Raw genomic sequence first — 12,544 nt, forward strand, 5'->3', positions numbered from 1 at the left:
GCGGCCTCAACGCTCGTCGGCGCCGATGTCGATGCGCGCGCCGCTCGTCCGCGCGCCGCCGTCGATGTCGGTGGCGCCGCTCCGGCTGCCCAGATCGATGCCAGCGTCGACGGCCGGCGAGCCGCTCGTCAGGTGGAGGTCCGACGGGGGCCCGACGAGGAGCGGGTCGACGAACCTCGCGTGCGGGTCGGAGAAGGCGCCCGCCGAGCTGCGGCTCGCGCCGAAGAAGATGTTGTTGTCGACGGTCACGTTCCTGTTGTTGCTGCCGCTGCTCACGTAGTCGTTCCCCGACGTGGCGCGGAGGATGTTGTTCTGGATGAGCACGCCGCTCGAGTTGTTCTGGATGATGATCTCGCCGCCGGCGGCCTGGTAGAGCGTGTTGTTGAGCACCGCGATGTCCGCCGCGTTGCCCCTGTTCGTGGCGTAGCCGCCGATCATGATGTTGCCCTGGTAGCTCCGCGACACGAAGTTGTTTCGCACGGTGATGTTGCTGGTGGTCTTGCCCGCGTGCTCGCTGGCGATCTCGATGCCGATGTCGCTCGTGTCGACCTTGTTTCGCTCGATGACGATGTCCTTGCCGCCGTCGACGTAGATGCCGTCGGCCGACCGCTCGCCGTCGTACGCGGGGTTTTCGGCCGACGAGATGTTGTAGACGACGTTGTCCACGCACACGCCGTCTCTCGCCTGGTCCGAGCCCGAGGGGCCGGTGCCCTCGAAGCCGATGAAGTCGATGCCGATGTTGTCGTTGTCGTGGACCGTGTTGCGCGAGACGACGAACTTGGTGACGTTGCCGTTGAGGACCATCGCCTCGCTCGAGCCGAGCTTGCAGTTCCGGATCTCGTTCCCGTCGACGAGGAGGTCGGTCATCGGCGTCGCGGACGTCCCGTAGAAGGCGATGCCGTGGGCGTCCTCGGAGCTCTCGATGTGGTGCACGAGGTTGTTGCGGATCTCGAGGAAGCTCGAGCTGCCGCTCACGCTGATGCCCATGGGGGTGTCGCCACTGCCCTTGAAGTTCTGCACCGTCATGCCGGTGACCTTGATGTAGTTCTTGCTGGAGATGTCGATGCCGACGCCGCTCTTGCCGGTCCCGTCGAGGATCGCGCCGGTCTCGCCCTTGAGGGTGATGCAACCGGCCGCAGCGGTGCCGCTCCGCGAGAAGGAGACCTTCTCGTTGTAGGTGCCCGCCTTGACGACGACGGTGTCGCCTGCGGCCGCCGCGTTGAGGCCGGCCTGGATCGTCCTGTGGTCGCCTCCGGAGGGCGCGACGGTGATGGTCCTGCCGCTCGAGCGATCGCCGCACGCTCCAGCCACCGAGCTGGGGGTGGGGTTGGGGTCGGGATCGGGATCGGGATCGGAGGTGGAGCCGGCGTCGCCGCACACGCCAGACGACCCGCCACCGCCGCACGTCTGGGTGCCAGAGCACGTTCCACAGCTCGCCACGGTGCGGGGGTTGCCGCAGCTGTCGTTGGCGGAGAGCGGGCCGCAGCTCCTGGCGAGCCGCGAGCAGAGCTGCGCGTCGGTCTCGGGGACGCACTCGGTCGGCGGCCCGCTGGTGAGGGTGGCGTTGAGGACCAGCAGGTCGACGTCGGACGCGTCGGCGTTGCTCGTGGTTCCATAGCGGATCTTGAGCTTGCCGCCCGACACGAATCGAGCGTGCGGCGCCGGGAGCGCGAGGGTAGCGGTGCTCCAGCTCCAGGAGGAAGCGAACGCGTTGTCGCCGATCTTGACCCAGGTGCTGGTGCTGAAGTCCCAGGCGTCGAAGGTCCAGAGCATCTCGGCCTTCGTGGGACCTCGGTAGTTCACCGACAGGCTGAGCGCCGAGACGTCGGCGTCCGACGCGCCGGCCGGCAATGCGTACTCGCACTGAGCCTGGCTGCCGGGGTTGAACTCGACATACTTGCTCCACGTATCGGCCGTGCCGCTCAGATCTTTCGTCGCCAGGGCCGCAGCGCCCTGGCCTCCGGTGGACCCCTTGAGGACGGTCAGCTTCGAGCAGGTCATCGTCGCGCTCGAGGCGAGCCCGGCGCCCAGCGTGTCGGAGTCGGGCTCATCGGATCCGCTTTGCGTCGCGCATGCGGGAAAGAGCCCGACGGCGAGCAGCAGGGCGCCGGGCGGAGCGTACCGATGCATCGTGTGAGTCATCCGGTTCTTGCGCGATCGGTTCATGGGTCGTGGTCCTCGTTGTTTGGCTGATGACGCTGGAGTCGCGTCCACGACGCGTTCACCAGGTGCTTCGACGCGAGGACATTGCAAGCAGGCGGCCATGACGCTCATCCTGCGAGGACGACGAGGCGATCGCCTTGATGGCGCGATTCGATGGCTCGAGCGATCACGCGATCTTGCGCAACGATCGTACACTTGCGCATCGTTCGGACAGCCGTCGGTCCGCGAGGCGTCGGGGCGAGGAGGGGGGTTCAGTGCGATCGAATAGAACCGGCGGCACTGGATTCTGATCTTGTCGAATTTTTCTGGTTGCGTGCAATCCAACCTGGGTCGGGTCGCCTCAACCTGGGTCGGGTCGCCTCAACCTGGGTCGGGTCGCCTCAACCTGGGTCGGGTCGCCTCAACCTGGGTCGGGTCGCCTCCTCAACCTGGGTCGGGTCGCCTCAACCTGGGTCGGGTCGCCTCAACCTGGGTCGGGCCGATGCTGCTCGATCACCCCGGATCGGGTCGCCGGTCGCCATCCGCCCTAGCGTCGTAGCATCCGTTATAGTAGACACGCCGCATGACGGCGAAACGCTCGGAGTGGCCGCTCGCGCGGCTCGGGGTTCCACGGTGGTCGCACGCACCCTGAAGCTGGGCGCGTTCATGCGCCCGGTCAGCATTCACACCGGCGCCTGGCGCTACCCAGGCGCCTACCCGGACGCGAACTTCAACTTCGCGCACCTCAAGCGCTTCGCGCAACGCCTGGAGCAGGCTCGCTTCGACGCGTTCTTCATGGCCGATCACCTGGCCGTGTTGAACATGCCGCTCAACGCGCTCGTGCGCAGCCACACGGTCACGTCCTTCGAGCCGTTCACGCTGCTCTCCGCGCTGGCCGGCGCCACCGAGCACATCGGCCTGGTGGCGACCGCGTCGACCACGTTCGATCAGCCGTTCCACGTGGCCCGGCGCTTCGCGTCCCTCGATCACCTGAGCGGCGGGCGCGCCGGCTGGAACATCGTCACCACCGCGAACCCGGACGCAGCCCTGAACTTCGGGCTCACCGAGCACGTGGAGCATGACGAGCGCTACCGGCGCGCGCGCGAGTTCTATGACGTGGTCACCGGGCTCTGGGACAGCTTCGCCGACGATGCTTTCGTGCGCGACGTCGAGGCCGGGATCTACTTCGACGCGGCGCGCCTGCACGTCCTGGATCACCGGGGCAAGCACTACTCGGTGCGCGGGCCCTTGAACATCGCGCGCCCGGTCCAGGGCTGGCCGGTGATCGTGCAAGCGGGCGCCTCGGAAGCAGGCCGGCAGCTCGCGGCCGAGACCGCCGAGGTCGTGTTCGCGGCGCAATCCACGCTGGAAGGCGCGCGCCGCTTCTACGCCGACGTCAAGGGCAGGCTGGAGCGCCTGGGGCGGCACCCCGACGCGCTCAAGATCTTGCCGGGCGCGCTGGTCGTGGTGGGGGACACCGTCGAGGAAGCGCAGGAGAAGCGCGCGCGGCTCGACAGCCTCGTGCACTTCGACAGCAGCATCGCCTCGCTCTCGATCGCGCTCGGCTGCGACGCCTCGCGGTTCGATCCGGACGCGCCGCTCCCGGAGATCCCGCACACGAACGCCGGGCAGAGCGGGCGCGAACGCGCGATCGATCTGGCGCGTCGAGAAGGGCTGACGGTGCGGCAGCTCGCGCAGCGCCTCGGCGGCTTCGGGGGGCTCGCGTTCGTCGGTACGCCCGGGACCATCGCGGACCAGATGGAAGAGTGGCTGGTCCAGAACGGCTGCGACGGCTTCAACATCATGTTCCCCTACTTGCCGGGCGGGCTCGACGATTTCGTCGATCGCGTCGTCCCTGAGCTCCAGCGCCGAGGCCTGTTCCGGCGTGAGTACGAAGGGCGAACGCTGCGCGAGAACCTGGGGCTCGCGCGGCCCGCCAACCGATTCTTCCCGGCGGCGCGCTGAGCGCCCCTTCGATCATCCGTCCATTCATTCCCAACCGTCGTGCACGAGGAAACGATGTCACGAGCTACAGTCACCTTGAAGACCCGAGACGGGCAAACCGAGGCCTCCGTCTTCCGCCCCGACTCCGGCGAGGGTCCCTGGCCCGCGGTGCTGGTGTATCAGGATGGCCGCGGCATCCGGCCCGCGCTCTTCGAGCTGGGAGAGCGCATCGCGCAGGGCGGCTACCTCGTCCTGCTGCCGGATCTGTTCTACCGCGCCGGCCCTTACGAGGCGCCGGACGCCGAGGCGTTCAGCCGGGATCCGGAGCTTCGCAAGCAGTGGCAGCAAAAGTACATGTCCACCGCCACCAAGGCCAACGTGCGCTCGGACACGGAGGCGTTCCTCGCCTTCCTGGCAGCGCAGCCCGACGTCAGGTCCCTGGCGATCGGCACCACGGGGTATTGCATGGGAGGCGGGTTGTCGCTGTCGGCCGCCGGCCATTTCCCCGATCGCGTGATCGCGGCGGCGTCTTACCACGGCGGCAACCTGGCGACCGACGATCCGGAGAGCCCGCACCTCCTGGCGCCGCGCATCCGGGCGCGCGTCTACGTCGCGGGCGCGGTCGAGGACGCCTCGTTCCCGGACCAGCAGAAGCAGCGCCTGATCGAGGCCTTCGAGCAGGCCGGTGTACAGCACACGGTCGAGACGTATGCAGGCGCGAAGCATGGCTGGGTCCCCTCCGATTCGTCGGTGTACAACCGGGACGCGTCCGAGCGCCATTACCAGACATTGCTCGCGCTGTTCGACGCCACGCTCAAGTCGGCGCCGCCGAAGAACTGAAGAGGAGGAGCACCATGACGGATCTACCCACTCGCCAGCTCGGGCGCACCGGCGTCCGCGTCACCACGCTCGGCTTCGGCGCCATGGAGCTGCGAGGCGCCCCGCGCGGCCCCGAGCTCTCGGACCAGGAGGCGGAGCGCGTCCTGAACGACGTGCTGGACGCCGGGATCAACTTCATCGACACCTCCATCGACTACGGTCGCAGCGAGGAGCGGATCGGGCGCTTCATCTCGCACCGCCGGCACGAGTACTTCCTGGCCTCGAAGTGCGGATGCGTCGTCGGCGGGGCGCAGGGCGAGCACGTGCACACGGCGCAGAACATCCGCCACGGCGTGGAGAACAGCCTGCGCCTGCTGAAGACGGACCACCTCGACCTCGTGCAGTTCCACCGGAGCCTCACCCGGCGAGAGTTCGAGCAGGACGGCGCGCTGGAGGAGGCGCTGAAGCTCAAGAGCGAGGGCAAGGTTCGCTTCCTCGGCGTCTCGGGCACGCTGCCCAACCTGGTGGAGCAGATCGAGCTGGGCGTCTTCGACGCCTTCCAGATCCCGTACTCCGCGCTGCAGCGCGAGCACGAGGACGTGATCAGCAAGGCGGCCGAGGCCGGCGCGGGCACGATCATCCGCGGCGGCGTGGCGCGCGGCGCGCCCACCGACTGGCAGCGCACGAACTACATGCTGCCGGGCACCACCATGCAAGACCGCTGGGAGCGCGCCAGGCTCGACGAGCTGCTCGATGGCCTCAGCCGGATCGAGTTCACCCTGCGCTTCACGCTCTCGCACCCGGGTCTGAGCACCACCATCGTCGGAACCCGGAATCCGAAGCACCTGCGCGACAACCTGCAGTTCGCGAGGAAGGGTCCCTTGCCGAGCGAGGTGCTCACCGAGGCGAAGCGGCGCTTGAGCGAGGCGGGCTCTGTGCCGGAGCCCGTGCCGGCGGCGAGCACACGCCCGCTCAGCGCGGCGCAGGCGTCCGCGGGCAGCCAGCTCTGAGGAGCGGCTCTGGCGAGCGGCCTGCGCGGAGCGACGCCCGCCGCATGGCGGGCGGGCGTCGCGGCCTGCAAAGTGAGCCCCGCAGGCTGTGGAGTGAACGCGGCTCCTTCGATGCATGGGAGTGTCCTTCTCGAGGACCAAGCCTACGAAGCGACGATGTGAGCCGGTGTGTTGACCTTGGCCATGCCGACGATGCGGAGCAGCATTGCGGCCGCCAGCACGCCCACGAACGGCCAGTAGAATGAGTCTGCCGGGGCGCGCGTGACGAAGGCCTTCATGAACGTTAGCCACAGGTAATAGGCGCCCGTGACGTGCAGCACCTTCCACGCCCGCGGGCCGATCCAGGCCGCGGTGCGCTTGAAGGACGTGGAGGCCATGGCGATGATGAACACGTAGCCAAGACCCGAGAGCACATAGGTCGCGAGCTTGACCCGCGAGTGATAAAGCACCGGATCCATCCGGGCCAAGGCCGTGATGGCCACCGCGTGCATGGCATGCGAACCCGCGAACGAGAGGCCAAGGTAGCGCCGATTGGCGCGCTGCCAGCGCGTCCACCGGCTGGGCCACAGACGGAACGCGGCCGATGCGGTGAACGCCAGCAGGAACAGCAGCAGCGAGGTTCGCGCGGTCATGCGTATGACCAGCCGCACGCCTTCCACGGAGAAGTCGTGGTGCCACAGGATCGTGAATGAGAGTACGGCGATGAGCAGCAGGCTCGCGCAGAGCAGGGACCAGCCTTTGAGGTGCCGCAGGGTGTTCATGTCGTGTCAGTCCTCGGGAAATGGACCATTGCGGATTGACTGGATGATGATGAGCGCCACATCGAGGGATGTTTCACTTGAGCGAAGCCGCGCCCGTTCCGGCGATTCGCCGCGATGCGCGCCGCTGCACGAACGCCACTGCCCGCAGCGCGGCGCGATTCCAGGTCGGTTCCACGCTCACCGACACATCCTTTGCCTGCACCGGTCCTCGCGTCCCCGGGTTGATCTCCAGCACGCGGCGAAGCGATCGGACCACGGGGCCGTGCGCGAGCGTCTCTCCCGCGTTCTCGCCGCGCGGCACCGCGGTGGTGAGGTCGTCTTCGGTGATGGCGAGCCACAGATCGGCCACCTCTCCATCAGGCAGGCCCTCCACCGTGATCGACACCCTGTCTCCGCTCCTCGCGATCGCGATCCTCGCCCGCGGCTCGCGCGCTGCGGCCGCGATCGCCGCGCGGGCCGCGGGTCCGTTCGAACCGATGAGCTCTGCGTGGCCGTCGATCACCATCTGCGGCGTGTACGCACCGCGCTGCCCGAAGGCGTCCGTGTAAGCGCGCTGCCGCTCCGTGAACGCCGCGTTCGAGAACGGATCGTTCCAGCCAAGGTCGTTCCAGTAATCGACGTGTAGCTCCAGCGCGATGACCTCCGCGCCTGCCACAGGCTGTTCCTTCGACAGACGAGCGAGCACGGCGTCGGCGGGCGGGCAGCTCGAGCAGCCCTCGGAAGAGAAGAGCTCGACGAGCACCGGCTGCCGCTCCATGGGCGTGACGTTGCTCGTCGACGGGCGGGCAAGGGTGACAGCGACGGCGAGGGAGGCGAGGGCGGCGAGGGTTGCGTGCAGAGGGCGCATGCCATCGATACGGCCGGCGTGTACGCCGGTTTCGGCGAGATCGTCGTCACGCGGTCTGCGAACGCTCCTGCCGCTGCCCGCTGCCCGCTTCGCCTGGCGACTGGACGCCTTGGTCAACGCCGCCCACGGCCCCCGCGAGCGCCCCTTGCACAGACAGCACATCCGCGGCGGCGCAGGGCCGATACTAGATCGCTCCGGAGGTCCCGCCATCCACGTTGATGCTGGTGCCGGTCACGTAGCTCGCGGCCCTCGAGGCGAGGAAGGCGATCACGCTGGCCACCTCCTCGGCCTCGCCCACGCGCCCGAGCGGCACGTTTTTCCCGAGCGCCGCGTAGTGCTCCTCGGGGCTGAGCCCGCGGCGCTCGGCGTTCCTCCGCTGCTGGCCGCTCTTGATGACGCCGACGCAGACGGTGTTCACCAGGATGCCGTGCTCGGCCAGGTCCTTGGACAGGGCCTTGGTGAGCGCGATGCCCGCCGCGCGGCTGACCGACGTCGGGAGCGACCGCGCCCCGGGTTGCTTTCCGGCGGGCGTCGTCACGTTGATGATGCGCCCACCCCCTTGCTTCTTCAGGTGGGGTATGGCGGCGCGCGACGTGCGGATCGCCGCGTGCAGCTTGAGGTCGAGATCGGCCTGCCAGGTCTCGTCATCGACCTCCTCGAAGTGGTTTGCCCGTCCGGTGCCGGCGTTGTTGACCAGGATGTCCAGCCGACCGAACCGGGCGACCGTGTCCGCCACGAGGCGCTCCACGTCGGCCGGCTTCGTGACGTCTGCCACGATCGCCAGCACCTCCCCGCCCCGGTCCCGGATCTCCCGCTCCGCGCTCGCGAGCACGTCCGGCCGCCGGGCGGCGATCGCCACCCGCGCCCCCTCCTCTGCGAGCCGCAGAGCGGTGGCTCTCCCGATGCCTTCGCTGCCCCCGGTGACGATGGCGACCTGTCCCTTCAAGCCGAGATCCATGGTGCTCCTGTGAAAACAACTCCCATGCCGCTGCCTCGCTCGCCACAGGGCGTCGCGCCGCCCACCGGGCTCGCCACGGTCGGCACCGGGTCGGCCCCCCAGATCGCCGCGCGACGTGGATCTGCCGCCAGCGCTGCTGCGCAGGCAGCAGCCGGTGGTGATCTGGTGCTCCGGCATGGGCACGACCCGTTTCCGCCCGGGAGGCGACCAGCGGAGGCGGCCCGCTGCGATGCGGTATCGTGGCCGGCGAGGACGGGCGCATGAGCGCGATCATCTTCGACTGTGACGGCACGCTGGTGGACAGCGAGCGCCTGGGCAACGAGGTGCTCGTCGAGCACGTGGCCGGATACGGCGTCAGCATGACGGTCGACGAGGCGACGGCGCTGTTCCGGGGCTGCAAGATGGCGGATTGCGTCGCGGCGCTCGAGGCGCGCGCGGGGAGAGCGCTGCCTCCTTCGTTCGTCGCGGAGCTCAGGCGGCGCACGGCCACCGCGTTTCGCGAGCGATTGCGCCCGATGGACGGCGCCCTGGCCCTGGTGAGCGCCCTCTCCATCCCTTTCTGCGTCGCATCGAGCGGCCCGCGGGAGAAGATCGAGCTGAGCCTCTCGGTGACCGGCCTGTTGCCGTTCTTCTCGGGCCGCATCTTCAGCTCGTACGAGGTAGGCGCCTGGAAGCCGGACCCCGGATTGTTCCTGCATGCAGCGGGCGCGATGGGCATTCCGCCGTCCGAGTGCGTCGTCGTGGAGGACAGCGGCCCCGGGATCGCCGCTGGCCTCGCCGCAGGGATGACCGTGGTTGCACTGCTGGGCGAGCGCGCGGAGGAGCGCGTCGCGGACGGCGTTCGCGTCGTGCGCAGCCTCTCGGAGCTCCCCGGGTTGCTGGGCATCGCGCGTGAAGCACGCGCCCTCTAGCGCTCCCGGATGCGGCTCCACGGCGACGCCAATGGGGCGCGCGTCAGCGGCGACCGATCGCGACGTTCGCCGTCGCCGGCACGCGAACGGCGCCGCCTGGCTCGGCGCAGGCCTCGATGGCGGCGCGCAGCGGTCCGCTCAGCCGGGCGCGCCCCTCGCTGTCGAGCGCGGCGTAGAGCGGCATCAGACGCAGGATCTGGTCGATGTCCCCCATGACGAGGTCCACCGAGGGCCCGCCCCAGGCGCCGTCGACCGCGTGCACGGCGACCTCGCCGCACCCGGCCCGGACCATCTCCGCCTTCAGGCCCTCCGGCGAGCAGAGGACCACCATGCCCGGCGGCGGCGGGGGGATCGCCGCGCCAGGGAAGGCGCGTCGATAGGCCTGCAAGAAGAGCGGCGCAGGGCCGGCGCCCTCGGGGTTGACCCAGGTTGCCATGGCCACCCGGCCGCCGGGCCGGGTCGCGCGGACGAGCTCGGCCAGTCCGCGCCGCCAGTCGGGGAACAGCATGACGCCGAAGATGGAGAAGCTCGCATCGAAGGTCGCGTCCTCCACCGCCAGCGCCTGCCCGTCCATCACGCGCGCCTCGCTCCCAGGGAAGGGCTGGAGTCGGTCGCGCAAGCGCGCCACCATGCCGGGCGAGAAGTCGGTCGCGAGCACGCGCGCGCCCGCCTCGGCCGCGGCCAGCGCGAGGGCGCCCGTCCCGGCCGCGACGTCGAGCACGCGCTCGCCGCGCTCGACGTTGCCCGCCAGCGACAGCGCCGCGCGCGCGAAATGGGATGTCAGGGGCTCGGCCCAGCGCTCGTAGCTGGCCGCAACGGCGTTCCAGCGCGCCTCGTCACCGGTGGCGAGGTGCTCAGCTCGGTCAGGCATCGGGTGATCCTCGGGTGGTGCGGATGTCGGTCCGGCACGAGGAGCCTGACGCCGGTGGAGGCGCGCGTCCTTGGACGCCTTTTCGGTGGCCTTGGCCTCCTTTTCGATCGCGCCCCGCGCCGCCGCCAGGCCACGGCGATGGTGGTACGCTCCGCGGGTGAGCCACGACGATCTCGACCCCAATCCGATCCGGTTCATGCGGCATGCGGGCTGCGGCGACGTCGTGAGGCCGATGCGGAGCCCGGCGGTCCACACCTACGTTGCCCTCGCCGTGCATGTCGGAGGTCGGATGCGGGTCGAGCATCGCGGAGAGTTCGAGCTGCGGGCCGGACACCTCCACCTCATTCCGGCCGGGGACGCGCACCGCGTGCTGTCCGCGAGCCGCCCCGAGGTATGGGGGCTGGGCTTCTGCCGGACGTGCCTCGACCCGGCGCGCTACGGCGAGTTGCTCGCCCCGATCGACCGCGTCCGCCGCGGGGGGTCTCCTGTGGTCGAGCTACCGACGGCGCGACAGGCGTACGTGCTCGATCTGCTCCGGGAGCTCGAGCGTGAGCAGCAGGCCGGGGGCGCGATGCCGGTGGTCGCCGAGAGCCTGCTGGCGCTGGTGCTCGCGGAGGTCGTGCGCGCGAGCGGCAGCGTCCGGGTCGCGCCGCCGCAGCGTCCCTCGATCGTGGCGGAGGCGCTGACCGTGATCGAGGCCCGGTGCCTGGGGCCGCTCTCGCTCAAGGAGGTCGCGGAGGCGGTGCGACGGACGCCTGCCCACGTGACCACCGCGGTCAAGCAGGCCACCGGACGCACGGTTGGGGCGTGGATCGCGGAGGGACGCCTGGCCGAGGCGCGACGCCGGCTCCTGGCGACCGACGAATACGTCGATGTCATCGCCGAGCGCGTTGGCTACGCCGACCCGAGCCACTTCGTGCGCCTCTTCCGGCGCCACCACGGCGTCACCCCCGCCGCCTGGCGCGCCCAGCACCGCGAGCAGCCCCCGCGACCCGACCCAGGTTGAGCAGCGGCCCGGCCCAGGCTGCGATCTGGCGCGATTTTTTTAGCCATGCGCTTCCAACCTGGGTCGGTCGGGCCGGATCGGGTGATCCAACCTGGGTCGGTCATCCTCAACCTGGGTCGGTCATCCTCAACCTGGGTCGGTCATCCTCAACCTGGGTCGGTCATCCTCAACCTGGGTCGGTCATCCTCAACCTGGGTCGGTCATCCTCAACCTGGGTCGGTCATCCTCAACCTGGGTCGGTCATCCTCAACCTGGGTCGGTCATCCTCAACCTGGGTCGGTCATCCTCAACCTGGGTCGGGTGATCCCCTTGATCCATTTCAAATCAAGTTCAATTTTCCATCCACAACGGCATCGACAGCATCGTCCCCAACCTGGGTCGGGTCGTCGTCGGGGTCGGGTCGTCGTCGCTGCGGCCTGAATGGGTCACGCGGATCACAGAGCGCCGCTCAGCGCCCCGCGAATGGCCTGCTCCACGGGTGAATACTGGCCGCCTTCGCGCTCGAGCCGCAGCGGCTCGGCCGGGAGCAGCGGCGGCTGGGCCAGAAAGCGCGGGCGCGTGCCGCGGTGCGGCTGCGCCGAGTGCACCAGGAACGGATGACATAGATAGACCGTCCCCGCCTCGCCCGTCGCGAGCACCTCCGGTCGATGCGCTGTCTCCTCGAAGGCGTTGGCAGCCAGCTCACGCAACGTCAGCCCCTGCTCGCCCGCCGGCGCGAGCTGCCTCGCGATGTCCAGATGCGACCCAGCTCGGATCCGCGTCGGCGCGTCGGACTCGCCGACATCCGAGAAGAGAAACAGCATGAGCAGCGCGCGGCCGCGCGACGCGACGTTCGCGCGCCACGACATGAAGTCCGGGTTCTCGGTGCCGAAGCTCGCGTCGATATGCCAGCCCGCATCTCCCGGGTCCTCCGGCGACGGGAAGCGAACGGGGAACGTGCCGAGCACCGTCTGCGGCTGCCAGCGCCCGCGGCCGACCAGCTGATCGAACGCGGCCCGAAGCACCGGCGTGCTCGCCGCGTCAGCGAACGGTCGCTGACCGTAGAACCCGAGTCGAACGACCGGCTTCGTCCACGTCTTCGGGTCGTTCGGGTCCATCCCGGTGTCGCGCCACAGGATCGCGCGGCCCTCGTCGGCGAAGCTCCGAGGAAACGCCGCGTCGATACGGACGAATCCCTCCGCAATGAAGTGCTCTACTTGAGAACGGCTCAGCTCGTTCATGTGGCTCCACTCCGTACGGCCTCTCTCGACCCTGCCAGCACGCAGGGACGGGCTC

Annotated in this window: 11 protein-coding genes; 5 read left to right on the plus strand and 6 right to left on the minus strand. The window is 69.5% G+C overall.

All coding sequences use genetic code 11. From position 1 onward, the window contains the following. Positions 1-6: 6 nt before the first annotated feature. Positions 7-2,166 carry a choice-of-anchor Q domain-containing protein gene (locus tag WME89_RS40380; protein WP_438004909.1) on the minus strand — a complete coding sequence of 720 codons (2,160 nt, stop codon included), beginning with the start codon at positions 2,164-2,166 and terminating at the stop codon, positions 7-9. Positions 2,167-2,808: 642 nt separating this feature from the next. Between WME89_RS40380 and WME89_RS40385 the strand changes: the two genes are divergently transcribed. The 3 genes from WME89_RS40385 (at position 2,809) to WME89_RS40395 (ending at position 5,915) form a co-directional block, all read left to right on the plus strand. Further along, complete coding sequence (locus tag WME89_RS40385; protein WP_438012032.1) at positions 2,809-4,107, plus strand: LLM class flavin-dependent oxidoreductase; 1,299 nt, start codon at positions 2,809-2,811, stop codon at positions 4,105-4,107. 75 nt (positions 4,108-4,182) lie between these two features. Next, positions 4,183-4,926 carry a dienelactone hydrolase family protein gene (locus WME89_RS40390; RefSeq protein WP_437620131.1) on the plus strand — a complete coding sequence of 248 codons (744 nt, stop codon included), beginning with the start codon at positions 4,183-4,185 and terminating at the stop codon, positions 4,924-4,926. 14 nt (positions 4,927-4,940) lie between these two features. Next, a complete protein-coding gene (locus WME89_RS40395) occupies positions 4,941-5,915 on the plus strand; it encodes an aldo/keto reductase (protein ID WP_438004910.1) in 975 nt (324 codons plus the stop codon). Between the two features lie 143 nt (positions 5,916-6,058). Here the strand turns inward: WME89_RS40395 and WME89_RS40400 are convergent, their stop codons facing one another. From WME89_RS40400 to WME89_RS40410, 3 genes are all read right to left on the minus strand, one after another. Then, positions 6,059-6,676: a hypothetical protein gene (locus WME89_RS40400; protein WP_438004911.1), complete on the minus strand. Its 618-nt coding sequence runs from the start codon at positions 6,674-6,676 to the stop codon at positions 6,059-6,061. 73 nt (positions 6,677-6,749) lie between these two features. After that, positions 6,750-7,733, minus strand: coding sequence for a DUF1223 domain-containing protein (locus tag WME89_RS40405; RefSeq protein ID WP_438004912.1), 984 nt, complete (start codon positions 7,731-7,733; stop codon positions 6,750-6,752). Continuing rightward, positions 7,708-8,481, minus strand: a complete 774-nt coding sequence (locus tag WME89_RS40410) for an SDR family NAD(P)-dependent oxidoreductase (protein WP_438004913.1) — start codon at positions 8,479-8,481, stop codon at positions 7,708-7,710. The genes WME89_RS40405 and WME89_RS40410 overlap by 26 nt, the downstream gene beginning before the upstream one ends. Positions 8,482-8,741: 260 nt before the next feature. On the opposite strand from WME89_RS40410, the gene WME89_RS40415 reads away from it, so the two are divergent. Continuing rightward, positions 8,742-9,392 carry an HAD family hydrolase gene (locus tag WME89_RS40415; RefSeq protein ID WP_438004914.1) on the plus strand — a complete coding sequence of 217 codons (651 nt, stop codon included), beginning with the start codon at positions 8,742-8,744 and terminating at the stop codon, positions 9,390-9,392. 43 nt (positions 9,393-9,435) lie between these two features. Here WME89_RS40415 and WME89_RS40420 read toward each other — a convergent pair whose 3' ends face one another. Beyond that, positions 9,436-10,263 carry a class I SAM-dependent methyltransferase gene (locus tag WME89_RS40420; protein ID WP_438004915.1) on the minus strand — a complete coding sequence of 276 codons (828 nt, stop codon included), beginning with the start codon at positions 10,261-10,263 and terminating at the stop codon, positions 9,436-9,438. A 157-nt stretch (positions 10,264-10,420) separates the two neighbouring features. Between WME89_RS40420 and WME89_RS40425 the strand changes: the two genes are divergently transcribed. Continuing rightward, a complete protein-coding gene (locus WME89_RS40425; RefSeq protein ID WP_438004916.1) occupies positions 10,421-11,269 on the plus strand; it encodes a helix-turn-helix transcriptional regulator in 849 nt (282 codons plus the stop codon). A 434-nt stretch (positions 11,270-11,703) separates the two neighbouring features. Here WME89_RS40425 and WME89_RS40430 read toward each other — a convergent pair whose 3' ends face one another. Then, entirely contained in the window at positions 11,704-12,489 is a 786-nt protein-coding gene (locus WME89_RS40430) for a phytanoyl-CoA dioxygenase family protein (RefSeq protein ID WP_438004917.1), read from the minus strand. Between the last annotated feature and the right edge of the window lie 55 nt (positions 12,490-12,544).

Source organism: Sorangium sp. So ce321, assembly GCF_051530195.1.
Classification (GTDB): Bacteria; Myxococcota_A; Polyangia; order Polyangiales; family Polyangiaceae; genus Sorangium.

What these genes read in the sequence shown, in the direction of transcription:
- WME89_RS40410 (WP_438004913.1), bottom strand. Translation starts at nt 8,481, where the DNA reads ATGGATCTCGGCTTGAAGGGACAGGTCGCCATCGTCACCGGGGGCAGC.
- WME89_RS40400 (WP_438004911.1), bottom strand. Translation starts at nt 6,676, where the DNA reads ATGAACACCCTGCGGCACCTCAAAGGCTGGTCCCTGCTCTGCGCGAGC.
- WME89_RS40385 (WP_438012032.1), top strand. Translation starts at nt 2,809, where the DNA reads ATGCGCCCGGTCAGCATTCACACCGGCGCCTGGCGCTACCCAGGCGCC.
- WME89_RS40395 (WP_438004910.1), top strand. Translation starts at nt 4,941, where the DNA reads ATGACGGATCTACCCACTCGCCAGCTCGGGCGCACCGGCGTCCGCGTC.
- WME89_RS40415 (WP_438004914.1), top strand. Translation starts at nt 8,742, where the DNA reads ATGAGCGCGATCATCTTCGACTGTGACGGCACGCTGGTGGACAGCGAG.
- WME89_RS40380 (WP_438004909.1), bottom strand. Translation starts at nt 2,166, where the DNA reads ATGAACCGATCGCGCAAGAACCGGATGACTCACACGATGCATCGGTAC.
- WME89_RS40405 (WP_438004912.1), bottom strand. Translation starts at nt 7,733, where the DNA reads ATGGCGGGACCTCCGGAGCGATCTAGTATCGGCCCTGCGCCGCCGCGG.
- WME89_RS40430 (WP_438004917.1), bottom strand. Translation starts at nt 12,489, where the DNA reads ATGAACGAGCTGAGCCGTTCTCAAGTAGAGCACTTCATTGCGGAGGGA.
- WME89_RS40420 (WP_438004915.1), bottom strand. Translation starts at nt 10,263, where the DNA reads ATGCCTGACCGAGCTGAGCACCTCGCCACCGGTGACGAGGCGCGCTGG.